The sequence below is a fragment of the Marivita sp. genome (assembly GCF_051251565.1).
GTDB lineage: Bacteria > Pseudomonadota > Alphaproteobacteria > Rhodobacterales > Rhodobacteraceae > Marivita.
The window spans coordinates 110476-133612 of the sequence record NZ_JBPOFB010000008.1; the positions used below are offsets into that span (position 1 = coordinate 110476).

Annotated in this window: 24 protein-coding genes and 1 pseudogene; 16 read left to right on the forward strand and 9 right to left on the reverse strand. The window is 61.5% G+C overall.

Annotation, left to right across the window (positions count from 1 at the left end):
* Window positions 1-32 precede the first annotated feature (32 nt).
* Window positions 33-707, forward strand: a complete 675-nt coding sequence (locus ACSHXH_RS12470) for an orotate phosphoribosyltransferase (protein ID WP_435672123.1) — start codon at window positions 33-35, stop codon at window positions 705-707.
* Here the strand turns inward: ACSHXH_RS12470 and ACSHXH_RS12475 are convergent.
* Complete coding sequence (locus ACSHXH_RS12475) at window positions 670-1389, reverse strand: vWA domain-containing protein (protein WP_435672124.1); 720 nt, start codon at window positions 1387-1389, stop codon at window positions 670-672. The genes ACSHXH_RS12470 and ACSHXH_RS12475 overlap by 38 nt on opposite strands.
* Before the next feature lie 254 nt (window positions 1390-1643).
* On the opposite strand from ACSHXH_RS12475, the gene ACSHXH_RS12480 reads away from it, so the two are divergent.
* Window positions 1644-3134, forward strand: coding sequence for a replicative DNA helicase (locus ACSHXH_RS12480; protein ID WP_435672125.1), 1491 nt, complete (start codon window positions 1644-1646; stop codon window positions 3132-3134).
* Window positions 3135-3140: 6 nt separating this feature from the next.
* Here ACSHXH_RS12480 and ACSHXH_RS12485 read toward each other — a convergent pair whose 3' ends face one another.
* Genes ACSHXH_RS12485 through cobT form a run of 3 tightly spaced genes read right to left on the reverse strand, consistent with a single transcriptional unit; the run spans window position 3141 to window position 5409 of the window.
* The gene (locus ACSHXH_RS12485) at window positions 3141-3647 is read right to left on the reverse strand and encodes a histidine phosphatase family protein (RefSeq protein ID WP_435672126.1); all 507 of its coding nucleotides are present in this window, start codon (window positions 3645-3647) and stop codon (window positions 3141-3143) included.
* A complete protein-coding gene (locus ACSHXH_RS12490; RefSeq protein WP_435672127.1) occupies window positions 3638-4402 on the reverse strand; it encodes an adenosylcobinamide-GDP ribazoletransferase in 765 nt (254 codons plus the stop codon). Before ACSHXH_RS12490 ends, ACSHXH_RS12485 begins: the two co-directional genes overlap by 10 nt.
* Window positions 4399-5409, reverse strand: coding sequence for a nicotinate-nucleotide--dimethylbenzimidazole phosphoribosyltransferase (gene cobT / locus ACSHXH_RS12495; protein ID WP_435672128.1), 1011 nt, complete (start codon window positions 5407-5409; stop codon window positions 4399-4401). The genes ACSHXH_RS12490 and cobT overlap by 4 nt, the downstream gene beginning before the upstream one ends.
* Window positions 5410-5530: 121 nt before the next feature.
* On the opposite strand from cobT, the gene alr reads away from it, so the two are divergent.
* The 8 genes and pseudogenes from alr (at window position 5531) to ACSHXH_RS12535 (ending at window position 12386) form a co-directional block, all read left to right on the forward strand.
* A complete protein-coding gene (gene alr, locus ACSHXH_RS12500) occupies window positions 5531-6568 on the forward strand; it encodes an alanine racemase (RefSeq protein ID WP_435672129.1) in 1038 nt (345 codons plus the stop codon).
* 12 nt (window positions 6569-6580) lie between these two features.
* Window positions 6581-6961, forward strand: coding sequence for a hypothetical protein (locus ACSHXH_RS12505; RefSeq protein WP_435672130.1), 381 nt, complete (start codon window positions 6581-6583; stop codon window positions 6959-6961).
* A gap of 3 nt (window positions 6962-6964) precedes the next feature.
* Window positions 6965-7406, forward strand: a pseudogene (locus ACSHXH_RS12510) (paraquat-inducible protein A).
* 198 nt (window positions 7407-7604) lie between these two features.
* The gene (locus tag ACSHXH_RS12515) at window positions 7605-8417 is read left to right on the forward strand and encodes a DNA repair protein (protein WP_435672131.1); all 813 of its coding nucleotides are present in this window, start codon (window positions 7605-7607) and stop codon (window positions 8415-8417) included.
* A 59-nt stretch (window positions 8418-8476) separates the two neighbouring features.
* Window positions 8477-9844, forward strand: a complete 1368-nt coding sequence (radA, locus tag ACSHXH_RS12520; protein WP_435672132.1) for a DNA repair protein RadA — start codon at window positions 8477-8479, stop codon at window positions 9842-9844.
* A gap of 32 nt (window positions 9845-9876) precedes the next feature.
* The gene (locus ACSHXH_RS12525) at window positions 9877-10449 is read left to right on the forward strand and encodes a CvpA family protein (RefSeq protein WP_435672133.1); all 573 of its coding nucleotides are present in this window, start codon (window positions 9877-9879) and stop codon (window positions 10447-10449) included.
* Window positions 10450-10570: 121 nt separating this feature from the next.
* The gene (purF, locus tag ACSHXH_RS12530; RefSeq protein ID WP_435672134.1) at window positions 10571-12028 is read left to right on the forward strand and encodes an amidophosphoribosyltransferase; all 1458 of its coding nucleotides are present in this window, start codon (window positions 10571-10573) and stop codon (window positions 12026-12028) included.
* A gap of 91 nt (window positions 12029-12119) precedes the next feature.
* Complete coding sequence (locus ACSHXH_RS12535; protein WP_435672135.1) at window positions 12120-12386, forward strand: amidophosphoribosyltransferase; 267 nt, start codon at window positions 12120-12122, stop codon at window positions 12384-12386.
* 148 nt (window positions 12387-12534) lie between these two features.
* On the opposite strand, the gene ACSHXH_RS12540 is transcribed toward ACSHXH_RS12535, so the two are convergent.
* Entirely contained in the window at window positions 12535-13125 is a 591-nt protein-coding gene (locus ACSHXH_RS12540; protein ID WP_435672136.1) for a biotin transporter BioY, read from the reverse strand.
* A 112-nt stretch (window positions 13126-13237) separates the two neighbouring features.
* Between ACSHXH_RS12540 and ACSHXH_RS12545 the strand changes: the two genes are divergently transcribed.
* From ACSHXH_RS12545 to ACSHXH_RS12560, 4 genes are all read left to right on the forward strand, one after another.
* Window positions 13238-13894 (forward strand): SDR family NAD(P)-dependent oxidoreductase, encoded by a 657-nt coding sequence (locus ACSHXH_RS12545; RefSeq protein ID WP_435672137.1) that lies wholly within the window; start codon window positions 13238-13240, stop codon window positions 13892-13894.
* A 129-nt stretch (window positions 13895-14023) separates the two neighbouring features.
* Window positions 14024-14809 carry a 5'/3'-nucleotidase SurE gene (gene surE / locus ACSHXH_RS12550; RefSeq protein WP_435672138.1) on the forward strand — a complete coding sequence of 262 codons (786 nt, stop codon included), beginning with the start codon at window positions 14024-14026 and terminating at the stop codon, window positions 14807-14809.
* Complete coding sequence (locus ACSHXH_RS12555) at window positions 14809-15450, forward strand: protein-L-isoaspartate(D-aspartate) O-methyltransferase (RefSeq protein ID WP_435672139.1); 642 nt, start codon at window positions 14809-14811, stop codon at window positions 15448-15450. Before surE ends, ACSHXH_RS12555 begins: the two co-directional genes overlap by 1 nt.
* Window positions 15451-15508: 58 nt before the next feature.
* Complete coding sequence (locus tag ACSHXH_RS12560; RefSeq protein ID WP_435672140.1) at window positions 15509-16714, forward strand: peptidoglycan DD-metalloendopeptidase family protein; 1206 nt, start codon at window positions 15509-15511, stop codon at window positions 16712-16714.
* 116 nt (window positions 16715-16830) lie between these two features.
* On the opposite strand, the gene ACSHXH_RS12565 is transcribed toward ACSHXH_RS12560, so the two are convergent.
* The 3 genes from ACSHXH_RS12565 to ACSHXH_RS12575 are packed head-to-tail and all read right to left on the reverse strand — an operon-like array spanning window position 16831 to window position 19255.
* The gene (locus tag ACSHXH_RS12565; protein WP_435672141.1) at window positions 16831-17376 is read right to left on the reverse strand and encodes an RSP_2648 family PIN domain-containing protein; all 546 of its coding nucleotides are present in this window, start codon (window positions 17374-17376) and stop codon (window positions 16831-16833) included.
* Window positions 17373-18569 (reverse strand): RSP_2647 family RNA methyltransferase, encoded by a 1197-nt coding sequence (locus tag ACSHXH_RS12570; protein ID WP_435672142.1) that lies wholly within the window; start codon window positions 18567-18569, stop codon window positions 17373-17375. The genes ACSHXH_RS12565 and ACSHXH_RS12570 overlap by 4 nt, the downstream gene beginning before the upstream one ends.
* Before the next feature lie 50 nt (window positions 18570-18619).
* Window positions 18620-19255, reverse strand: coding sequence for a DUF6778 family protein (locus ACSHXH_RS12575; RefSeq protein WP_435672143.1), 636 nt, complete (start codon window positions 19253-19255; stop codon window positions 18620-18622).
* 239 nt (window positions 19256-19494) lie between these two features.
* Here ACSHXH_RS12575 and edd point away from each other — a divergent pair, with 239 nt between their 5' ends.
* Both edd and eda read left to right on the forward strand, forming a co-directional pair.
* A complete protein-coding gene (gene edd / locus ACSHXH_RS12580; protein ID WP_435672144.1) occupies window positions 19495-21306 on the forward strand; it encodes a phosphogluconate dehydratase in 1812 nt (603 codons plus the stop codon).
* A gap of 42 nt (window positions 21307-21348) precedes the next feature.
* Window positions 21349-21993: a bifunctional 4-hydroxy-2-oxoglutarate aldolase/2-dehydro-3-deoxy-phosphogluconate aldolase gene (gene eda / locus ACSHXH_RS12585; protein ID WP_435672145.1), complete on the forward strand. Its 645-nt coding sequence runs from the start codon at window positions 21349-21351 to the stop codon at window positions 21991-21993.
* A gap of 408 nt (window positions 21994-22401) precedes the next feature.
* Here the strand turns inward: eda and ACSHXH_RS12590 are convergent, their stop codons facing one another.
* Window positions 22402-22986 (reverse strand): HNH endonuclease, encoded by a 585-nt coding sequence (locus tag ACSHXH_RS12590; RefSeq protein WP_435672146.1) that lies wholly within the window; start codon window positions 22984-22986, stop codon window positions 22402-22404.
* Window positions 22987-23137 lie beyond the last annotated feature (151 nt).

Sequence of the window (23137 nt, forward strand, 5' to 3'; positions counted from 1 at the left end):
GCGGCGCAAACCGCTCGCAGAGGAGCCGCGCCATGATCCCCACCTCGTATCCGACATCCGAAGAGATCGCCCGCCTCACGGCGCGGATGCTGCTGGAAATCGGCGCGGTGAACTTTCGGCCCGAAGACCCGTTCATCCTCGCGTCCGGCCTGCCTTCTGCCACCTATATCGACTGTCGCAAGCTGATCTCGTTCCCGCGCATCCGGTCCACCCTGATGGACTTTTTGACGATCACGGTGATGCGCAACGCCGGGTTCGAGGCGTTCGACAACATAGCCGGCGGTGAAACCGCGGGCATCCCCTTTGCCGCGCTGGTGGCCGAACGCATGGCGCTGCCCATGACCTATGTGCGCAAAAAGCCCAAAGGCTATGGCCGCAATGCCCGCATTGAAGGCGCCATGACCGAAGGCCAGCGCGTTCTCTTGGTCGAAGACCTGACAACCGATGGCGGATCAAAGCTTAGCTTTGTGGACGCGATCCGTGAAACCGGGGCCACCTGCGGTCACACGGCGGTGATCTTTTACTACGACATCTTCCCCGAAACGACCAAGACACTGGGCGATCACGGCGTGCAGTTGCACCACCTGTGCACGTGGTGGGATGTTCTGGCCGAAGCCCGCGCACAAGGCGCGTTTGACGACGCGATCCTGACCGCGGTCGAGGCGTTTCTCAAAGCACCGCGCGCGTGGCAGGACGCCCGAAAGTAGCGTCCCCGATCACCTGACACCCCAATGTCTGCCGAAGCGCGCCGATGAGATCATCAAGCGTTTCAGCCTGCAAATACATGCCCCCCGTCCGATCCGCGAGGCACCGAGCCACCGGCGATGCCATGTCGTCCTGTGGCTGGTCCGGCCATGCGAAATGGTCGCCCCGCACCCGGAACCCGATCACATGGACCACCATATCCGCCCCCGCTGCCAGATCGGCTGCCAACTGGCACGGTGCACCACCACAGGTCTCTTTCCCATCGGTGACCAGAACGATCTCGCCGGGGGAGTTCTCATAGTCCAAAACCCTAGCAGCCTCGGCAATTGCGTCGGTCAATGGCGTCTCTCCCGCCGGGGTCAGGCGGTCGATCTCGGAAATAATCCGGTCCGCCGCATCCGGCACAGGCGCAAACCGCACGACCACAGAGGCACAGCTTTCCGAGCTGCCAAACCCGTAGGTAACCAACCCGATCCGGCGCGAAGGCGCGACCTGCGGCATGACTGTGCGCACCGCGCGGCGGGCATCAAAGATGCGCGGCTCATCCATCAGGTTAAAGCCCATCTCGGCCATCGACCCAGAGCCGTCAAACACCACCATTGCATCGCGGGTGCAGGTTTCTTGCGCGGCAAGCGGAGCCGTCGCAACCGCCAAAGCAACCACAGCGTTCAGAATCGTTTTCATGACACGCACGCCTTTCCAAAGGTGATCACAGGGTCGCATGCGCAACGCCTTGCTGCAAACCCAATGCAGGATCGACGCACGCGTGTTTCTTTCGACACAGAGCGCCTCCCAACCTACCAGATGTTGACGAGCACTTACCCAATAACGCAAGATAGATTAAATCCACGCATCAGCCGAGTTTTCCACAGGATATACATTTTGCCCTGCGCCGCACATATCGCTACCTCATTTCCGGGAACTTCGGGGAATAGGCCATGAATGAGATCACAACTTTCAATCCGACCGGCGCGGAAATCCAAAGCCCCGAAACGATGCCCCATTCCATCGAGGCCGAACAACAGCTTCTGGGTGCGATCCTGACCAACAACGACGTGTTTGACCGTATTGCGTCAATCATAGGCCCGCAGCATTTCTACGATCCCGTACATGCACGAATCTACGAAATCGCGGCTGCCCGCATTGCCAAGAACAACCTTGCCTCTCCGGTGACGCTCAAGGCGTTTATGGAAGACGATGAGGGCCTCAAGGAACTGGGCGGGCCCGCCTATCTGGTCCGTCTTGCCGGGGCCGCGATCAGCTCGTTTGCCGTGCGCGATTATGCGCAGATGATCTATGACCTTGCCGTGCGCCGTGACCTGATCACGCTGGGCCGCGATATCAGCGCGCGCGCCGCCAAGGTCGATGTCCTGTCCGAACCCCGCGAACAGATCGTTGAGGCCGAACAAGCCCTTTACAAGATGGCCGAACAGGGCCGCAGCGAAAGCGGCTTTCAAAGCTTTCTCAAAGCGGTCACCGATGCGGTCAACGTCGCCAATGCCGCGTATCAGCGCGAAGGCGGGCTGGCCGGTGTGTCCACAGGGCTGGTCGACATGGACCGCAAACTGGGCGGGTTGCACAAATCCGACCTTCTGATCCTTGCAGGGCGCCCATCGATGGGCAAAACCTCGCTTGCAACCAACATCGCGTTCAACATCGCCAAAGCCTATCGCAAGGGGCTGCGGCCTGATGGCACCGAAGGCACCGTCGAAGGCGGTGTTGTCGGCTTTTACAGTCTGGAAATGAGCGCCGAACAATTGGCCGCGCGTATCCTGTCCGAGGCCGCAGAGGTGCCGTCTGAACAGATCCGACGTGGCGATATGACGGAAACCGAGTTCCGCCGTTTTGTGGATGCCGCCAAATCGCTCGAAGCTTGCCCGCTTTATATCGACGACACACCCGCCCTTCCGATCAGCCAGTTGGCTGCCCGCGCACGCCGGTTGAAGCGGACGCACGGTCTCGACGTGTTGATCATCGACTATCTCCAGCTGGTCAAAGGCACTGGCAAAGGCGACAACCGCGTCAACGAGATCTCCGAGATTTCGCAGGGCCTCAAGGCGATTGCCAAGGAACTGGACATTCCGGTCATCGCCCTGTCCCAGCTGTCGCGCCAGGTCGAAAGCCGCGAAGACAAACGCCCACAGCTCAGCGACCTTCGGGAATCGGGGTCCATCGAACAGGATGCCGATGTGGTGATGTTCGTGTTCCGCGAGGAATACTACAAGGAACGCGAAAAACCGGGTGAGCACGAGCTGGAAAAAATGGCTGCGTGGCAAGACGAGATGGAGCGCCTGCACGGGCGCGCTGAGGTCATCATCGGCAAACAGCGTCACGGCCCGATTGGCAGTATTGAACTGAGCTTCGAAGGCCGCTTTACCCGCTTTGGCAACCTGATCAAGCCGTGGCAGCAGGGCGCGGGCGATATGTGATCCGCTCTACGGCAGCGTGACTTTTCCACCAAACGGCGTTTCCGTATTCCAGCCGTCATGGATACCGTAGATGGCACAAGCCGCGCGGATGCAGCCGGAATGGGTGACGACAATCGCGTTGTCGGGTGTTGCCGCAAGCGCCTGTGTCACGCGGGTTTCAAGATCGGCAACGCTTTCGCCGCCATGGCCAGCATATCGCATGAAATCCGCCGCCCAAGCATCCAGCCCGGCTCGGGGCACATCGGCCCAAGGGATACCCTCCCAAGACCCGAAATCCATTTCAATCCAATTGCTTGATATGATTAAGTCACCCGTTACATGAGCAGAGATCCGCTGCGCCAGTTGATGACAGCGTGTCAGGGGCGACGACACCACGATTTCTGCACCGGGGATGTCGGCCAGCACAAGCGCGGCCTCTGTGCCAAAGCTCTTGGCAAGACCCAGATCGCTGCGTCCGTAGCATGTGCCCTTGGCCACATTCGGCGTGGTGTGGCGGATCAGCGTTACAGCCATAGCGCCAGCCCAAGATAGAACCCGACTTCGAACACTTGCTGCACCCCGCCCAGACAATCGCCCGTGTAGCCTTGCAGCTTGCGCAGGAACATCGCCCGCAACACTGCGGCGGCCCCTGTGCCCACGGCCAATGCCAACACCGCCGCACCCGGACCAAACCAGATCAGCGTCACCGCGGCACATCCAATCGCACTTGCCAGCGCCACGCGGTAGCCATCTGCTGTCACCGTTGGCGCGACAAACTTAGCCCCCACCTCGCGGGCATAGGCATCGCGGGCAACCACCTGCACCGGTGCCATACGGCTGATCGCGTGCCCGAGGATCACCGCCACGGCCGCATCCAGAGGCGCAAACCCCATCAACAGCGCCGCCTTGAGCGCCAGAACCAGCCCAAGCGCCACCGCGCCATAGGTGCCGATCCGGCTGTCTCGCATGATTTCAAGCGCGCGCTCACGGGTCAGGCCACCGCCTAACCCGTCCGTCGCATCTGCCAGCCCGTCTTCGTGAAACGCACCCGTGGCAAACACCGTTGCCGCCATCGACAACAGCACTGCCACCGGCATGGGCACCGCGAATGACGCCAGATAGAGCACTGCGGCGCCGATCACGCCAACCGCCATCCCGACCAGCGGATAATACCGGGTCGCCCGGATCAACAGATCATCGGAAAATGGCAGGTCGCGCGGCACGGGTATACGGGTCAGGAATTGCACCGCCAATAGGAACAGATGCCATTCAAGGCGAATACGCGTCACACCGCCCTCCCCGAAATGCCAGCGCTGTCGAAACTGGCCATGTCATTCAGCATCGCCACCGCCGATTTCACCAAGGGCCAGGCCAGCACCGCGCCCGTGCCTTCGCCCAACCGCAACCCGAGGTCCAACAACGGCTCTGCGTCCAGCGCCTCCAGGATCGCATTGTGCCCCGGCTCGGTCGAGCGATGCGCAAAGACCATGATATCCCGTGCCGCCGGGTACATCCGCACCGCGATCAGCGCCGCTGCGCTGGCAATAAACCCATCCACCAGAATGATCCGCCGCCCCTCTGCCGCGCCAAGCATCGCGCCTGTCATCATTGCGATTTCAAAGCCGCCATATTCCGCCAGCACCTCTGCCGGATCGGTCACCCCGGAACAGCGCGCCGCCGCTGCGGTCAGAATGTCCCGCTTGGTCGCCAATCCGGCGTCATCCAACCCTGTGCCCCGTCCCGTCAGATCCGCAACCGCCCGGCCCGTCAGGCAATGCGCGATCAATGTCGCCGCCGACGTGTTGCCTATCCCCATTTCGCCAAAGGCCAGCGCATCGCAGGCATCGGCCAGCCCAAGGGCGCGGCCCTGCGCCAGTGCCCCATCGCGTTGCGCCGCCGTCATCGCGGGGCCGTCAAGGCTGTTTTCTGTGCCCTCGGCGACGGGGCAATCCAGCACCCCCTCAAGGCCAAAGGCCCCGCCCAGCACCCCTGCATTGACCACGCACAGCGCCACGTCATTGGCCGCGCAAAACACGTTCGCCGCGGCCCCGCCGCGGGCAAAGTTCACCACCATCTGCCGTGTGACGTCAGGCGGAAACGCCGACACGCCAGACCGTGCAATCCCGTGATCGGCGGCAAAAATGATCAACCGGCACGTCGCCATCTGCGGCGTCAACGTGCCCTGCACCTGCGCCACCTGCGCGGCCAACGCCTCGATCCGGCCCAAGGCACCCAGTGGCTTGGTCTTGGCGTCAATCTTGGCGGCAAGGGCGGTCGCAAAATTCTGATCTGTCATAAAGTCTGCCTAGCCCTGCCCCGTGCGCGCGACAACTGCAAAACCGACGCATCCCGTTCCGAAACGCACGCGGCACCGTTTTCCGGCTTGACCCACCGGACGGACATGCCAAACACCCCACATGACACAAGCTGTACTGACGATTGATCTGGGTGCGATCTGCGCCAATTGGAACGCGCTGGACGCGATGAGCACCGGCGAAACCGCCGCTGTGGTCAAGGCCAATGCCTACGGGCTTGGGGCCGATACCGTGTCCAAGGCATTGGCCAAGGCGGGCGTGCGCACGTTTTTCGTGGCTCAGGCTGAAGAAGGCGTTGTCGTGCGCGATGCGCTTGGCCCCGGCCCCACGATCTGTGTGTTCGGCGGCCACATGAAGGGCGACGCGGCCCTGCTGCGCGATGCCAACCTTGTGCCGATGATCAATTCGATCGACCAGATGCTGCGCCATGTCGAAGCATTGCCCGGCCATCCCTTCGGCATCCAGCTCGATTCCGGCATGAACCGTCTGGGGATGGAACCTGCGGAATGGTCCGCCCTGCGCGATATCGCGCTGAGCCAGAAACCCGTTCTGATGATGAGCCATCTGGCCTGCGCGGACGAGCCGAACCACGGCATGAACGGCTTTCAGCTTCAGACGTTCCAACAGATGACTGACGGGCTTGATGTGCCCAAATCGCTCTCGGCCACGGGCGGCACCCTTTTGGGGCCGGACTATCATTTTGACATGACGCGGCCCGGTATCGGGCTTTACGGCGGCTTGCCATATGTGGATGCGCGCCCGGTCGTCTCGTTGTCGATCCCGGTGATTCAGGTCCGCGACGTCAATCCCGGCGAATCCGTTGGATATGGCAACAGCTGGGTTGCACGCGTGCCCAGCCGGATCGCCACGATTTCCGCAGGCTATGCAGATGGCATCCTCCGCGCGATGGGTCCAAAAGCCTTTGTCTGGGCCGGCGAGACCCGCTGCAAGATCGTCGGACGCATCTCGATGGACCTGATTGGCGTCGATGTCGGCCCGGTCAAGGACATGCCCGACACGGTCGAACTGTTGGGACAGCATCAGTCAGTGGACAGCCTTGCAGACGCGGCAGGCACCATCGGATACGAGATTCTCACGTCTCTTGGGTCGCGGTATGAACGGCGCTATATCGGCGGCTGAGGAGGCCGGTCCATGTTCGAACCTTCGCCGATCCTGTTCGCCTTCATTTTCGTGCAGCGTTTCGTGGTGTTCGAAGTGCTGGCCCTTCTTGCCCTGTTGCGGCTGATCGTCGGGCCGGGCATCGCGCGACTGCCCGCACTGATCACCTGCCTGATCTGTGCAGCAGCGGTTTTTGCCACCTTTGCGCCTGCGTTCAACCTGCAAACGGCCCCGCTCTATCCCGATATCGCCCGTGCTATGGCATGGGGCGGCGGCGTGGTTTTGCCGCTGATTGCTTCGGGTATCTTTGCCGTGTCGCTGCTGATCCCGGCACGGCGCTGGCGCTGGATTGATCCGGTGCACGGGGTCGGCGTTCTGGCGTTTATGGCGCTCTGGCTGGCCACCCGTGTCTGACACATGACCGCCCTCAAGTGGATCAACCTGTCGCTGCTGGTCCTCTACCCGGTGGCATGGTCTGCCCCCCTTGATGCGTGCGGGTCTGTTACCACTGTTCGGGTTCAGCGAAATCAGCGTCCTGACCGGACTTGCAGCCCTTTGGGACACTGACCTGTTCCTAGCCAGTCTCGTCGCTGTCTTTGCGCTGATTGCACCTTACGTCAAAACCCTTGGTCTGGCGCTGGTCCAGTTCAACCTGATCAGCCGCCGCGCGTTGCCTGCCATCGGGATCATGGGCAAACTGGCCATGGCGGATGTGTTTCTGATCGCGCTTTATATCACCGTGGTCAAAGGCATCGGGATCGGACGGATCGAGACGGCATGGGGCCTGTATTTGTTCACCGCATGCATCATGGCGTCTCTGCTCATCAACATGACTGAGGCGCGTCGGCCACAGGTTTGATCCTGTTCCGGCAACAATCACACGAAACAGCGCGTATTGTTCACTTCTTTAAGGACAGTCGGAAAAATCGTTAAAAAACAGTATGTCCTCTCGTGTGTTCGGCATAAAGTCGCCGACGTTGCCACTGGCACGAAAGATACTTGGGGGTTTCTAATGATTGGTGCGGCGCGTTCGCTTTTCGTTGCCATGGGCTGGCTCATGCAACGGTTGATGTTTGCAACGATTGCGATTCTTGGTCTCGGCTTGCTTGTTTATACACTGGCCAGTACCTTTGGCTATGCGCCTTGGCTTGAGATGACCGCAACATTTGGGGGTATCGCCTACCCTCAGGCCGGACTGGTGGTACAGGTCGCCCTGACAGTGTTTGTCTTGGGCCTGTGCTTTTTCCTGCCTGCAAACGCGCGGATCATGGCGCTTGAGACCTCGCACCGGCGCTTTCAGATCGCTATGGAAGACGTGGCGCGCGCCTACCGCCTGTCGCACGCATCAGACCGCGAAGGCGTGTTCAAGATGAAATCCGAATTTGATTCGGTGCGCGAACGCATGGCATTCCTGCGCGATCACCCCGATCTGGCCGAACTGGAGCCGTCGCTTCTTGAGGTGGCCAGCCAAATGAGTCACCTGTCCAAGGACCTGGCCCAGACCTATTCTGACCGCAGCGTGGCGCGCGCCCGTGACTTCCTGATCCAGCGCCAGCAAGAGATCGAAGACTTCAACACCCGCCTGAACGAGGCCAAGGCCACCGCTACCCAGATGCGCGTCTGGATCGACAAGGTCGAGCTTGAGGAAAGCGTCGCACAGGCCCAGCTCAGCCGTCTCAACGAAGAATTGTCCGATATCCTGCCAGAGCTGTTCTCGCACGACGACACGCCGCAGATCCCCGCCCGCGATATGGCGAAATCCGCCACGATCGGCGATGCCGCGTCCACAGATTGGGATGACCCGGCGCATTTCCCCGACAATGACGACAACCGCATCGTCGCCCTGCTCGCACGGCGCGCCGCCGAATAACGCGCGGTCCCCTGTGCCGACGCTTGCAGGCCAGCGCCGCTTGCGCCACAAGCAGCGTCATGGCGAAATCCTCTGCAACGTTTGTCTGTCAGGCCTGTGGCGCGTCCACCAACAAATGGGCGGGCCGCTGCGATTCCTGTGGTGAATGGAATTCCATCGTCGAAGAGGTGCCGCTGGCCGCTGGCCCTGCTGCCAAGACGCTGGGTGTGTCCAAGGGCCGATCCCTGCCGCTCAGCGATCTGTCCGGCACCGAAGCGCCGCCGCCGCGCACCACCTCGAACCTGAACGAACTTGACCGCGTGCTGGGCGGAGGGTTGGTCCCCGCCTCGGCCCTTTTGGTGGGGGGTGATCCTGGTATCGGCAAATCAACTCTGCTGCTGCAAGCCGCCGCCGCCTTTGCCAATGCCGGTCTCAAGGTCATCTACATTTCCGGCGAAGAGGCCAGCGCACAGGTCCGCATGCGCGCCGCCCGTCTGGGATTGCAGGACGCGCCGGTCAAACTGGCGACCGAAACGAACCTGCGCGATATCCTGACCACGCTGGAAAACGAAAAGCCCGATCTGGCAATCATCGACTCGATCCAGACCATGTGGGCCGACAACGTGGCCTCTGCCCCCGGCAGCGTGGCACAGGTGCGCGCCTCGGCGCACGAGCTGACCACCTTTGCCAAACGGCGCGGCACGTCGGTGATCCTTGTCGGCCATGTCACCAAGGATGGCCAGATCGCTGGCCCCCGCGTGGTCGAACACATGGTCGACACCGTGCTCTATTTCGAAGGTGAACGCGGGCACCAGTTCCGCATCCTGCGCGCCGTCAAGAACCGCTTTGGCCCGGCGGACGAGATTGGCGTGTTCGAAATGACAGGCGCGGGTCTGGCCGAAGTGTCGAATCCCTCGGCCCTGTTTCTGTCGGAACGCGGCGATCCCTCGCCCGGCTCGGCTGTTTTTGCCGGGATCGAAGGCACACGTCCCGTTCTGGTGGAATTTCAGGCGCTTGTGGCCCCCACACCACACAGCCAACCGCGTCGCACGGTTGTCGGATGGGATGGGGGACGGCTTGCCATGATCCTGGCGGTACTCGAAGCGCGCTGCGGCATCCCGTTTGCGGGAATGGACGTTTATCTTAACGTGGCAGGCGGTATGAAGGTCTCAGAGCCCGCCGCCGATCTGGCTGTGGCCGCCGCGCTCTTGTCCGCCCGCGAAGACATCGCCCTTCCCGCCGAGACGGTGGTTTTTGGCGAAATCAGCCTGTCTGGCGCGCTGCGCCCGGTGGGGCAAACCGAAAATCGGTTGAAAGAAGCACAAAAACTTGGTTTTACCGCCGCGATAGTGCCAAAGGGTGGTAAATCGGTGACCCGTGATGGGATCACAGCCACCGAGATCGACGCTTTGGCAAGTTTTGTTGGTGATGTGTTCGGCGCTGGTTAGCGTCATCCGCGTGAAGAAAAGGGCAAGGACCGATGGAAGGGTTCACCATTATTGACGGCATTGTTGCCGTCGTCATCGTTCTGTCTGCGCTCTTGGCCTATTCCCGTGGCATTGTCCGCGAGGCGATGGCGATCTTGGGCTGGGTGGCTGCGGCGGTGCTGGGCTTTATGTTCGGCCCGCAAATGCGCCCGCTGATGACCGAAATTCCCGTGCTGGGCGAATTCATGACCGGCAGTTGCGAACTCAGCGTGATTGGCGGATTTGCTGCCGTGTTCACCATCGCGCTTGTGATCATGTCCTTTTTCACGCCGCTGTTTTCCACCATCGTCCAACGCTCTGCCCTGGGCGGTGTCGATCAGGCGCTTGGGTTCCTGTTTGGCGTGGCGCGCGGCGTGCTGCTCGTGGCGGTGGCGTTCTTTGTCTATCAGGTTGTGATCACCGCTCAGGATGTGGCCATGATCGACGACAGCCGCTCTGCCGTGGTGTTCAGCCGCATGACAGGCCAGATCGAAAACCAGAACCCCGAACAGGCTCTGGGCTGGATCACCGCACAATATGAAGAGCTTGTCGGCGTTTGTGACGCCCCCTCGGACAGCGACACCTGACGAAACTTCCGTGAACCTGTCACGGAACCATGATAGTTTCGTGACACTCGGCGCTCTGGCCTCTAAGAGGGGGCATCCTCTGCTGCCACGGATTCGGAGTACCGGTTTGTCCGACACCCAGATGCCACCCGCCCATCCCTTTGACGATGACAAGCTGAAAGAAGAATGCGGTATCTTCGGCGTTGTCGGCGTGACCGACGCGGCGAACTTTGTCGCTCTCGGCCTGCACGCACTGCAACATCGCGGCCAAGAAGCCGGCGGCATTGTCAGCCACCACCCCGAACATGGCTTCAACTCGGCCCGCCGCTTTGGCTATGTGCGCGACAACTTCACCAGCCACAAACTGATGGAAACCCTGCCCGGCGAATTGGCGATCGGCCATGTGCGCTATTCCACCGCCGGATCAAAGGGCCAGACCCAGATCCGCGACGTGCAGCCCTTCTTTGGCGAATTCTCCATGGGCGGAGCGGCGATTGCCCATAATGGCAACATCACCAACGCGATTGCCCTGCGCAAGGAACTGATCGAACGCGGATCAATCTTTCAATCGTCGTCTGACAGCGAATGTATCATTCACCTGATGGCGCGGTCCTTGCAGCGCAACATTCCCGAACGCATGGAAGACGCGCTGCGCCGTGTCGAAGGCGCATTCTCGGTGGTGGCCATGACCCGCACCAAGCTGATCGGCGTCCGCGACCCGCTGGGCGTGCGCCCTCTGGTTCTGGGCAAGATCGGCGATGGCTGGGCGCTGTCATCAGAGACCTGTGCGCTTGACATCATCGGTGCCGAATACGTGCGTGAAATCGACCCCGGCGAGATGGTCGTCATCACCGCAGAAAAGGGTGTCGAATCCATCCGCCCCTTCCGGCCACAGAAATCGCGGTTCTGCATCTTTGAACACGTCTATTTCTCGCGCCCGGACAGCATCATCGGCGACCGTTCGGTCTATGAGACCCGCCGCCAGATCGGTGTGGAACTGGCCCGCGAAACGCCCGTGGACGCAGATCTGGTCTGCCCAGTCCCTGACAGCGGCACGCCTGCCGCCATTGGCTATGCGCACGAATCCGGCATTCCCTACGGCATGGGCATCATACGCAACCAGTATATGGGCCGCACCTTCATCGAACCGACTGAACAGATCCGCAACATGGGTGTGCGACTCAAGCTCAACGTGAACCGGGCCCTGATCAAGGGCAAACGCGTGGTCCTTGTGGATGACAGCGTTGTGCGCGGCACCACCAGCCGCAAGATCAAGGAAATGATCCTGGATGCCGGTGCTGCCGAAGTGCACTTCCGCATCGCGTCGCCGCCCACAGCTTGGCCGTGTTTTTACGGTGTCGACACGCCGCAGCGCGAAAAGCTGCTGGCTGCAACCATGTCCGAGGATGAGATGCGCGACCATCTGGGCGTGGACAGCCTCAAGTTCATCTCGCTTGACGGGCTTTACCGTGCTGTCGGCGAAGCGTCGGGCCGCGATCCCAAATCGCCGCAATATTGCGATGCCTGTTTCTCCGGCGAATACCCGGTCAAACCCTCCGACATGGTGGAACAGGGATTCCAGATGAAGGCCGCCGAGTAACCCTCGGCAGCCTTCCGCGCAGCGCCAAAACACGCTCTGGTCATCGCCTGTAATCGCGCCCATGTGGCAGGCGATTGAAACAGTATGTCCGATGACCCAAGACGCACCCCCACCGCAGGTGGCGCAAAGCGCAACCCAAACCACCGACGATCTGCACGGCAGGCTGATCCTGCTGGGCACTTTTGGACCCCAATCAGACCCCCATGCCCTGCTCAAACTGCGCGGCGGCACAACCAAAACCGTGGCGCGCGGAGACGCCATCAATGGCCAAACGGTCCTTGCGATTGAGGCAGGCCGCGTGGCACTGGTCCGCAATGGCACCGCCCGTTGGCTGACCATGCCCGCCCCACGCTCCTGACCGCGTCCCGATCTTCTATGGTTCACAAATATCTTGGGAAAGCCCGCCAAAGGCGGATGGGGGCAAAGCCCCCGCTTTGTCCAATGTCACAAAAAACCCCCGCCAATCTCTCAGCAGGGGTCCAAATTTTACCGAACGGTAAAAACTGTTAGGCTTTGCGACCGGCCAGCATCTTCCACGCGCCCGTCACGATCAGCGCTGCAACCACGGATTTGACCGCATCACCGATCACGAACGGGGCTGCGAAATGCGTCCAGTAGAAGCCGATCTCCTGACCGACCCATCCCGCATCCACACCTGTCGCCGACGCAACCGCCATCGGCCACGCGATACCGGGAATGTAAAGCAGCGCCGACAGCATCAGCGCAACGATCGCCGTGGACACAACACCCTTGGCGATCCCGCGATCCGCCGCCAGACCGGCCAAACCGGCCATCAGGACAAAGCCCATCAAAAAGCCCGCTGTTGGACCGGCAAACGCCAAACCGTTCATGCCGCCTGCAAAAACCGGAAGACCCATCGCGCCATAGCTCAGATACGTGACCAAGGTCGCCGTTCCAAGACGTGCGCCAAAACTCAGACCGACCAGCAGGATCGCAAGTGTCTGGAGCGTCATCGGCACCGGAAAGAACGGCACCGACACCTGCGTGGCCGCCGCGATAAACGCCGCGCCGCCAAGCGCCAAAAGCACCTGCCGGAATAGAGTGGTTGTGCCAAAGGCAGCTTGCGTGAGTGTCATGACCATGGTCCCTTGTTCATCTTTGCTTTGCCCCCGTTAATTCTGCAAATGCAGCATCAAGTCAAGCACTGCCCTCTTGCGGGCGCGGCGGCAAAAAGGCATGTGACAGAGCATGACCGACACATCTCGCCCCCTCGCGCTGGTCACCGGCGCCTCTCGTGGTCTTGGCTTTGCGCTGGCAGAGGCATTGGCCGACACGCATCACATCATCGCAGTGGCCCGCACCGTGGGCGGGCTCGAAGATCTTGACGATCGCATCACATCCAAAGGCGGCAGCGCCACGCTGGCGCCGATGGACATCACCAAGGCCGATGCGATGGCCCAATTGTGCCAGTCGGTGCATGACCGCTGGGGGCAGATTGGACTGTGGGTGCACACCGCCATTCACGCAGCCCCGCTTGCGCCTGTCGACCATCTTGACGCCAAGGACTGGAAAAAATCGCTGTCGATCAATGTCGATGCGATGTCCCACCTTGTGCCGTATATTTCACCGCTGCTGGGCCAGACAGGCAAAGCCGTGTTCTTTGACGATGGGCATGCGGGCGAAAAGTTCTTTGGCCATTACGGCACCACCAAGGCCGCCCAGATCAATCTGGCCCGGACTTGGCAGGCCGAAACCCAGTCCATCGGCCCCAAGGTGCGTATCCTTGCGCCAAACCCCATGGGCACTCACCTGCGCGCGCGGTTCTTCCCCGGCGAAGACCGCTCCACGCTGGCATCGCCCATTGCCGAAGCCGCGCGGCTGTTGCCGGAAATCCTCAGCGACTGAACCAAGTGCCGGATGCGTCGGCGCATCCGCGACGGTCCGTCCCTGGAACCTCCAGGCCCGTATTGTCCCGGCGGATGCTTGCCGCAGGGCGGGGCTTGGCCTATGCAGGAAAAAAGCAAGGCAGAGCAGATGCGCATACTCATCACGAATGACGACGGGATCAATGCACCGGGCCTTATGGCGCTGAGCGAAATCGCGCAGGCTCTGGCAGGCCCCGATGGCGAGGTCTGGACAGTGGCCCCCGCTTTTGAACAATCCGGCGTCGGTCATTGCATCAGCTATACCCACCCGATGATGGTCAGCCAAATGGGCGACCGTCGTTTCGCCACCGAAGGCAGCCCCGCCGATTGCGTGCTGGCCGGTCTGCATGACGTGATTAAGGACACGCCACCGGATCTGGTGCTGTCTGGCGTGAACCGTGGCAATAACTCGGCCGAGAACGCGCTTTACTCCGGCACGTTGGGCGGCGCGATGGAAGCGGCGCTGCAAGGCATCCCGGCGATTGCGCTGTCACAGTATTACGGCCCCGACAATGTTGACGCGCAAGACCCGTTCGAGGCCGCCCGCATACATGGGACCGAGGTGATCCGGCGGATTCTTGCCCATGATCCAAAGGGCCAAGACGGCTACAGGCTGTTCTACAATGTCAATTTTCCGCCCGTGCCAGCCGCCGCCGTGAAAGGCACCCGTGTGACACCGCAAGGCATCCGCCAAGGCACGCGCTTTTCGGTTGAACCGCACGAGTCGCCTTCGGGGCGTCGGTTCCTTTGGATCAAGGGCGGCGATCAGCGCGCCCCCACCGCCCCCGGCAGCGATGCGTTCGAAAACCTGTCGGGCTATATCAGCGTCACGCCGATGCGCGCCGACCTGACGGCCACTGATCACCTTGGTGCCCTAAAGGACGCCTTTCTCTAATGGAGGATGCGGAACTCAAGATGCAGTTCCTTTACGCGCTCCGGTCGCGCGGCGTAACAAATACTGCGGTGCTGACCGCGATGGAGCAGGTTGACCGCGCGCCCTTTATCAAGGGCTATTTCGCCGAACGCGCCTATGAAGACATGCCGCTGCCGATTGCCTGCGGACAGACAATCAGCCAGCCGTCGGTGGTGGGTTTGATGACGCAGGCGCTCGAAATCAGCCCGCGCGATACCGTGCTCGAAGTGGGCACCGGGTCCGGCTATCAGGCCGCGATCCTGAGCCAGCTTGCCCGCCGCGTCTATACCGTGGACCGCCATTCGCGTCTGGTGCGCGAGGCCCGCGAGGTGTTCGACCAGCTTGGCCTGACCAATGTCACCGCCTTTACTGCTGATGGCAGTTTCGGCCTGCCCGATCAGGCCCCGTTCGACCGTATTCTGGTCACTGCCGCCGCCGAAGACCCACCGGGGCCGCTGTTGGCCCAGCTCAAGGTGGGCGGGATCATGGTGCTTCCGGTTGGGCAATCGGACGCGGTGCAACATCTGATCCGGGTCCGCCGGACCGAGACAGGACTTGATTACGATGAATTGAGGCCCGTTCGCTTTGTTCCCTTGATCGAAGGGGTGGCCCGCGACGGATAAAACGGGCATAGTATCGTGCGACGACCGGGGCATAACCGGCGCATCCGAGGATTTCGACATGGCAGCACGCACAGTTTCTTTTGGTATCGGGTTTCGAGTGGGTGGCAGCCTGTCGCTTTTGGCGCTCTTGGCGGCTTGTTCGGAACCGCTCGATCTTGATATGCGCGGCCTGATGAATGGCGGGTTCAACACCGCCGACGCCGCGCGCGCCTCAACCGCGCCGCGTCCTGCCGCCGACAATCGCGGCGTGATTTCCTATCCGAATTATCAAGTGGCCGTCGCCCGGCGCGGCGATACGCTGGCGGCTCTGGCGGCGCGTGTGGGTTTGCCTGCGGATGAGCTGGCCCGCTACAACGGCGTGCAAAGCGGCGATACGCTGCGCGCAGGCGAAATCATTGCCCTGCCCCGTCGCGTGTCCGAGCCGTCGCCCGCCACCGGAGCCACCACAACCGGCCCGATCCGGCCCAGTTCGCAAATCGACATCACAACGCTGGCCAATGACGCCATCGAACGCTCGGCCCCGACGCCAGCCGCACAGCGGCCCACACCGCAAGTCGGCACCGAACCGATCCGCCACCAGGTCGAACGCGGGGAAACCGCCTTCACCATCTCGCGGCTCTACAACGTGTCGGTGCGATCGCTGTCCGAGTGGAACAGCCTCGATAGCAATTTCTCGGTGCGCGAAGGGCAATATCTGCTGATCCCAGTGGTCACGCAGGCACCCGCGCCGCGCGAAGTTGCACCGATTGAGCCCGGCCGTGGATCACCCACTCCCCAGCCACCCTCAGCATCACAGCCCTTGCCCACCGAAACGCCTGCCGCTGCGGCCGCGACCACACAGGCCGCCACCGCAGCCGCCGCTGCCGCGCCACCAGTGGCCAATGTCGGCACCCAAACCGCCGCAAGCGCGTCAAACGCGGCGATGGCGTTTCCAGTGCAGGGCAGCATCATCCGCGAGTATTCCAAAGGCCGCAACGATGGCATCGACATCGCCGCATCGGTCGGCACCACGGTCAAGGCCGCAGCCAGCGGTCAGGTCGCAGCCATCACGCGCAACACCGATGGCATCAACATCCTGGTCATCCGCCACCCGGACAACCTTTTGACGGTCTATACCCATGTTGACAACATCACTGTCGCCAAAGGCGATGCGGTCAGCCGGGGGCAATCCATTGCCAAGGTTGCCGATTTCGAACCAGCGCGCGTGCATTTCGAAGTCCGCAAGGGTTTCGACAGCGTCGATCCGATGACCTATCTGCGCTGACGGGATCAGGGTTTGCAGGTGCACAAATCGTGCATGTGACGTGCAAAAAATCCGCCTGATCTTTGGCACGCTTTAATGTTTTATAGAGATGTCCAAGATTATTCGTACGAATAATCTCAGTCCACGCTCAGCGCTTTGCCCAAGCGCGGCAATTGCGCTTTTTTCATCAGCTTGCGCAAGTCCCAAGGGTGGTCAGACAGCCGGTTCGCCTCGTCATGCACCCGCGCCACGGCTCCGGCCACGACCTCTGGTGCGCTGGCGTGCACCCCCACCAGAAACGCATCCGGATCCGCCCGCGACAGACCCTCTTCTGCAAGAATGTTGCGCGGGAAATCCTTGGCGTTCAGTGTGATGATCACGTCCGCATTCCCGGCAATCGCCGCCGCCAACACATGCACATCGTTCGCATCAGGCAGCCACAACCGGTCAAGCAAAGACGCCATGGGCATCACCTTGGCCTTGGGCCACTGGGCCGACACCATCGCAATCTCGGTATCGGCCTGCACTTGTCCCTGCGCGCCCAGCTTGGCCGCCGCGCGAGACCATTCGCCCAGAATGCGTTCCGACCAGAGCGGCTCGAACAGGCCCTGCCCCGCAACCCCCAGCAACACCTCGCGCATCACCGTTGGATACAGCACACAGGTGTCAAGCAGCACCTTCACAGACGGAAGAACAACGCTTTGAGATAACCCGATTCCGCAAGCTGCGGCATCAGCGGATGATCCGGTCCGGCCTGTCCGGTGTGGATCAATTGCGCCCGCCGTCCAGCCCGCCCGATCCCGCGCAGACATGCGCCGGTAAAGGCAGTCATATCAACGGCATGCGAGCAGGAACACAGGACCAGATAGCCGTCTTCTGACACCAGCGGAGCAGACAGCCGCGCAACCCGTTCATAGGCCCGCAACCCGGCTTCGCGCGCCTTGTTCGACGGTGCAAAGGCGGGCGGATCACAAACCACCAGCTCAAACCGGTCGTCGGTGGTGCCCAAGGTCGTCAGCACATCAAACGCATCGCCTTTGGTCACGGTCAGCTTGTCAACCGCGCCCATCTGTCTTGCCCCCTCTGACGCAAGCGCCAAGGCCGGGTCAGACCCGTCAATGCAATGGGCCGACACGGCACCGCCCGCAAGCGCGGCAAGACCAAAGCCGCCGACATGCGAAAACACATCCAGCACACGCGCGCCCGCGCCCAGCCGTGCGGCAAAGGCGTGGTTCGGGCGTTGGTCAAAGAACAATCCGGTTTTCTGCCCGCCGAGAAGGTCCGCCATGTAGGTGGCGCCGTTCATCTCGACCGAGATCGGCCCGGTGGGGGCATCGCCCAACAGCACCGCATCCACATCATCCAACCCTTCAAGCGACCGACCCCGGCCACCTGCGTTCTTGAGGATGGTGGTCACGCCCGTGACCTTGGCCAGCGCAGCCGTCAGCTGCGGCAAGAGCAGATCAGCCCAAGCCGCATTCGGCTGCACCACCGCAGTGTCGCCAAACCGGTCAATGATCACACCCGGCAGGCCATCGGCCTCGGCGTGGATCAGGCGGTAGAAAGGCGTCGGGAACATGCGTTCCCGCAGGCTCAGCGCTTTGCTCAGACGGGCTTCGAACCATGCCTGATCGGGGGCTGTGCCCTCGGGACCATCCAGCACGCGGCCAATGATCTTGGAGTTCGGGTTCACCCCCACCAAGGCCAGCGGAGTGCGCTCTGCATCCTCAAGCACGGCAATCGTGCCCGGCTCAAGCGCGCGGGTCCGGCGGTCGGTGACCACTTCGTTGGCATAGACCCAAGGATAGCCGCGCCGAATGGCTTGCGGTTTGGTTTTGGGCAAAAGGCGAATAATCGGCAAAGGGGACAGTGTCATACCGCCCCCTTTACGCCCCTCACTCAAAAGGGGGAAGCCGTCTTTTGATGTCAGAGGTCGTTGATCTGTTGCAACAGGCCAAGTTGCGCGTTTTGGTGGCCTCCGGGCAAGGTCAGTTCCTCGATAAAGACCCGGTTCAAATGCGCAACGATCCGCGCCTTCTGGGTCTCGCCACGGGCATCCGCAGCCATGGCCGCCTGACCTGCCAGACCTGCAAGATCGGCACTGACATCCTTGGTGGGGCCAATTGGCTGGCCGGTGATGACGTCCACAAGCCGATACTTGAATTCGATGTCATGCACACCGCCTACGGAATAGCGCGCTTTTTCGGACAGCGCGTGGAAGCGCGTGACCTGCACATCCAGACGCACCGCGCGGGTGCCGTCAATCTGCGGGGACGCACTGCGCAAACCAGCTTCGAACATCGCTTTCACTTGGCTGTGACGGTCGCCCATGGGGTCGCCGCGCCACACAATGTCACCGCGAGGGTAATAGGTGTTGCGCTCATTCACCTCAAGCGACCGGGGCACAGAGACGGTAAAGCTCTCGACCCGCAGGTTCGGTTGCGGGATGCCCACAAACGCGCTGTCGGGCATCGCAGACCGTGTTGCCGTCGGCACAGTGCCACAGGCCGTCAACGTCGCCGCAAGAACCAGCCCGGTCAGTGTCTTGAAAATCAATGTCATGATGACGCCTCCATCGCAAAGCGAATGCTTTTTCATTTCAGCTAGAATGATCGCGGATATGGGCCGTATCAGGGCAAAACCCGTACAATTTCGCGCAAATGTTGTATGGAGATCCGAACGGCGCGTGACAAAACCATACGCCTGCGGCTTTGAGCGTTCTCAATTGTTAGACCTTTACTGTTAGCGCTAACTTGACTACATCACTGGCCAATCAAACGCTGATCTTGCGCGGAGGCAACATGGCACACTCGCTGAATGACACGATCAAACGGGTCACGGACCGTGTTCAGGAACGCTCTGAGGCGTCACGCGGCCGCTATATGGAACGGATGCGCCAAGCTGCGGCCGAAGGCCCGCGCCGCGCCCATCTGAGCTGTGGCAACCAGGCCCACGCCTATGCCGCGATGGGCCCGGATCAAGGCACGCTGGCGACCAAACCCAGCCCGAATATCGGCATCGTGACAGCCTATAACGACATGCTGTCAGCACACCAACCGTTTGAAAAATATCCTGATATCATCCGCACCGCCGCACGCGCCGCAGGCGGCACGGCACAGGTGGCAGGCGGTGTACCCGCCATGTGCGACGGCGTCACCCAAGGTCAGGTCGGGATGGAGCTGTCGCTGTTTTCGCGCGACGTGATCGCGCTGGCTGCCGGTGTCGCGCTTAGCCACAACACCTTTGATTCCGCGCTCTATCTGGGCGTCTGCGACAAGATCGTGCCGGGCCTCATCATCGCAGCGGGCACCTTTGGATACTTGCCGGGCATCTTCATTCCCGCCGGACCCATGGTCTCGGGCCTGCCCAACGACGAAAAAGCCAAGGTCCGGCAAAAATTTGCCACCGGCGAAGTGGGCCGCGAAGAACTGATGAAGGCCGAAATGGCCTCGTACCACGGACCTGGCACCTGCACATTTTACGGCACCGCCAATTCCAACCAGATGTTGATGGAATTCATGGGCCTGCACCTGCCCGGCGCGTCTTTTGTCAATCCGGGCACGCCGCTGCGCGAGGCGCTGACCATCGCGGGCACCGAACGCGCGCTTGAAATCACGCAACTGGGCAATGATTACCGCCCTGTTTGCGATGTGCTGGACGAAAAAGCCTATGTGAACGGCATTGTTGGCCTTATGGCGACGGGCGGGTCGACCAACCTTGTGCTGCACCTGCCTGCCATGGCACGCGCCGCCGGGGTGGAACTGCGGCTTGAGGATTTCGAAGACATTTCCTCGGTGACGCCGCTGATGGCCAAGGTTTACCCGAACGGTCTGGCGGACGTGAACCACTTCCACGCCGCAGGTGGTCTGGGCTTTATGATCGGTGACCTGCTCAAAAACGGGCTTTTGCACGAAGACGTCAAAACCATCGCCGGTGACGGGCTGCATCTTTATGCGCAGGAACCCAAACTCGCCAATGGCCGCGTCGTCTATGGCCCCGGTGCGGGGATAAGCCAGAACGACAAGATCCTCCGCCCCGCCAGTGATCCGTTCCAGGCCACGGGCGGTCTGAAGCAATTGGCGGGCAATCTTGGCAAAGGCATGATGAAAACCTCAGCCGTCGCCCCCGAACGCCATGTGATCGAGGCAAAGGCCCGTGTCTTCCACGATCAGAACGACGTCAAAGTCGCGTTCAAGAACGGTGAATTCACCCAAGACACGGTGGTTGTCGTGCGCTTTCAGGGCCCCAGCTCGAACGGGATGCCGGAACTCCACAGTCTGACGCCGACGCTGGCTGTCTTGCAGGACCGTGGCCTCAAGGTAGCGCTGGTCACCGATGGGCGCATGTCCGGCGCTTCCGGCAAGGTGCCGTCCGCCATTCACGTCTCGCCCGAAGCGGCCAAAGGCGGCGCGCTTGCACGGGTGCGCGACGGCGATCTGGTGCGGGTTGATGCGGTCACCGGCACGATTGATTGTCTGGCCGAAGATTTCGACACACGCGAGCCTGTCACCGCTGACCTGAGCGGCAATGGCCACGGTGTCGGGCGCGAACTCTTCGCGGCCTTCCGTGCCAATGTCGGTCTTGCCGAATATGGTGCCGGTGTGGTCGTGTAACGCATCACATCCATAACGCCCTCTAGTGAATTGAGAAAAAACATGATCACGCCTCTTCAAGCCAGCGTCGACTCCGAAAAACTCTGCCACATGGCGCCGATCATCCCGGTGCTTGTGGTCGAGGATGCCAGCATCGCCCGCCCCTTGGCTGAGGCGCTGATTGCGGGCGGATTGCCCGTGCTCGAAGTCACGTTGCGCACCGCAGCCGCCCTTGATGTGATCCGCGAAATGGCACAGGTCGAAGGCGGTGTAGTGGGGGCCGGTACCCTGCTTACCCCGTCTGACGTTCAGGCTGCTGTGCAAGCAGGCGCGCGGTTTGGCGTTGCACCGGGGGCCACGGACCGACTGCTGGATGCCTGCGAAGCCGCCGACCTGCCGCTGCTGCCGGGGGCGGCCACCGCATCCGAAGCGATGGCACTGCTCGAGCGGGGCTATACCGTGCAAAAGTTCTTTCCCGCCGAGGCCAACGGTGGCGCGCCCGCGCTCAAGGCCATCGGCGCGCCGATCCCGCAGGTGCGGTTCTGCCCCACGGGGGGCGTATCGCTCAAGAATGCGGGTGACTATCTTGGCCTGTCCAACGTGCTGTGCTGTGGCGGAAGCTGGGTCGCGCCGAAAGATTTGGTTGCCAAAGGCGACTGGAAAGCGATCGAGGATCTGGCCCGCGAAGCCGCGCATCTGCCCCGATAACCGCGACCGCAGGGCACGGTCCTGGCGTACGGTGTATTTCGACCCCTTTAACCCATAGCGCCGAATGTCCGTCGCATTGGATCCGATACCCGTTGCCCCTTTTGGCGCAACACCCCAGGCGACTACCCTCTCTCTGCGGACGCTTTTTGCGCGTTCAGACCATGAGAGACGCGTTTCACAGGTCCCGGTCTGCCGGGATACAGGTTCGGAGCGGTCTACGCCGCTCTGCACGGGGGAGAGGATGTCCACCCAACTCAGGTGACGTCACCTCTTTTTCAGGTCCACGCCGGACCAAAAAATCCTCCTCGGGCCTGACCCAAGGACCCTGACAACAGGATAACCGGGCCAGCCCGGCCTACCTTGACCAGACCGCCCTGCCCAACCGGGCACGGTGCGCGCAGGCGAAGGCTACGCCTGCAATTCCGCATCCCAATACAGGAAATCCATCCAACTGTCGTGCAGATGGTTGGGCGGGAATTTGCGTCCCATGTTCATCAACTCGTTGGCGGCAGGCTGGCGCGGTGGTTTGCGCAGTGACAATCCTGCCTGTCTCAGGCTCTTGGAGCCTTTGCGCAGGTTGCACGGCGCGCAGGCCGCCACCACGTTTTCCCAAGAGGTGATCCCACCTGATGCGCGCGGCACCACATGGTCAAAGGTCAATTCACCCTTCGCACCGCAATACTGGCAGCGGAATTCATCCCTCAGGAAAAGATTAAAGCGCGTGAAGGCCACGCGCTTTTGCGGTTTTACATAATCTTTCAGCACCACTACGCTCGGTATTCGGAGCGTCATCGACGGGCTGCGGACCACCTCGTCATATTCCGCGACGATATCCACACGGTCGAGGAACGCCGCCTTGACCGCATCCTGCCAAGGCCAAAGTGACAACGGATAATAGGACAACGGCCTATAATCCGCGTTCAACACCAATGCCGGGTGATGTCGCAACGCACCCGGTTCGCGTACGAAAGCTGTTCTGAAATTGCCATCCATCGGGGGACTCGTCTCCTGCCCTGTCTGCCTGTTTCAGCATCAGGACGGGAGCCCCGCCCCAATCACATAGGTATACTATATATCGGGGAAACCTAGGGGCAAGCCCCGCAATATACAGTGTGTATGGCACCCCTACCGGTTGAAAATGACG

Coding starts and splice junctions, on each gene's coding strand:
- ACSHXH_RS12470 (WP_435672123.1), top strand. CDS start 33: ATGATCCCCACCTCGTATCCGACATCCGAAGAGATCGCCCGCCTCACG.
- ACSHXH_RS12475 (WP_435672124.1), bottom strand. CDS start 1,389: ATGAAAACGATTCTGAACGCTGTGGTTGCTTTGGCGGTTGCGACGGCT.
- ACSHXH_RS12480 (WP_435672125.1), top strand. CDS start 1,644: ATGAATGAGATCACAACTTTCAATCCGACCGGCGCGGAAATCCAAAGC.
- ACSHXH_RS12485 (WP_435672126.1), bottom strand. CDS start 3,647: ATGGCTGTAACGCTGATCCGCCACACCACGCCGAATGTGGCCAAGGGC.
- cobT (WP_435672128.1), bottom strand. CDS start 5,409: ATGACAGATCAGAATTTTGCGACCGCCCTTGCCGCCAAGATTGACGCC.
- alr (WP_435672129.1), top strand. CDS start 5,531: ATGACACAAGCTGTACTGACGATTGATCTGGGTGCGATCTGCGCCAAT.
- ACSHXH_RS12505 (WP_435672130.1), top strand. CDS start 6,581: ATGTTCGAACCTTCGCCGATCCTGTTCGCCTTCATTTTCGTGCAGCGT.
- ACSHXH_RS12515 (WP_435672131.1), top strand. CDS start 7,605: ATGCAACGGTTGATGTTTGCAACGATTGCGATTCTTGGTCTCGGCTTG.
- radA (WP_435672132.1), top strand. CDS start 8,477: ATGGCGAAATCCTCTGCAACGTTTGTCTGTCAGGCCTGTGGCGCGTCC.
- ACSHXH_RS12525 (WP_435672133.1), top strand. CDS start 9,877: ATGGAAGGGTTCACCATTATTGACGGCATTGTTGCCGTCGTCATCGTT.
- purF (WP_435672134.1), top strand. CDS start 10,571: ATGCCACCCGCCCATCCCTTTGACGATGACAAGCTGAAAGAAGAATGC.
- ACSHXH_RS12535 (WP_435672135.1), top strand. CDS start 12,120: ATGACCCAAGACGCACCCCCACCGCAGGTGGCGCAAAGCGCAACCCAA.
- ACSHXH_RS12540 (WP_435672136.1), bottom strand. CDS start 13,125: ATGACACTCACGCAAGCTGCCTTTGGCACAACCACTCTATTCCGGCAG.
- ACSHXH_RS12545 (WP_435672137.1), top strand. CDS start 13,238: ATGACCGACACATCTCGCCCCCTCGCGCTGGTCACCGGCGCCTCTCGT.
- surE (WP_435672138.1), top strand. CDS start 14,024: ATGCGCATACTCATCACGAATGACGACGGGATCAATGCACCGGGCCTT.
- ACSHXH_RS12555 (WP_435672139.1), top strand. CDS start 14,809: ATGGAGGATGCGGAACTCAAGATGCAGTTCCTTTACGCGCTCCGGTCG.
- ACSHXH_RS12560 (WP_435672140.1), top strand. CDS start 15,509: ATGGCAGCACGCACAGTTTCTTTTGGTATCGGGTTTCGAGTGGGTGGC.
- ACSHXH_RS12570 (WP_435672142.1), bottom strand. CDS start 18,569: ATGACACTGTCCCCTTTGCCGATTATTCGCCTTTTGCCCAAAACCAAA.
- ACSHXH_RS12575 (WP_435672143.1), bottom strand. CDS start 19,255: ATGACATTGATTTTCAAGACACTGACCGGGCTGGTTCTTGCGGCGACG.
- edd (WP_435672144.1), top strand. CDS start 19,495: ATGGCACACTCGCTGAATGACACGATCAAACGGGTCACGGACCGTGTT.
- eda (WP_435672145.1), top strand. CDS start 21,349: ATGATCACGCCTCTTCAAGCCAGCGTCGACTCCGAAAAACTCTGCCAC.
- ACSHXH_RS12590 (WP_435672146.1), bottom strand. CDS start 22,986: ATGGATGGCAATTTCAGAACAGCTTTCGTACGCGAACCGGGTGCGTTG.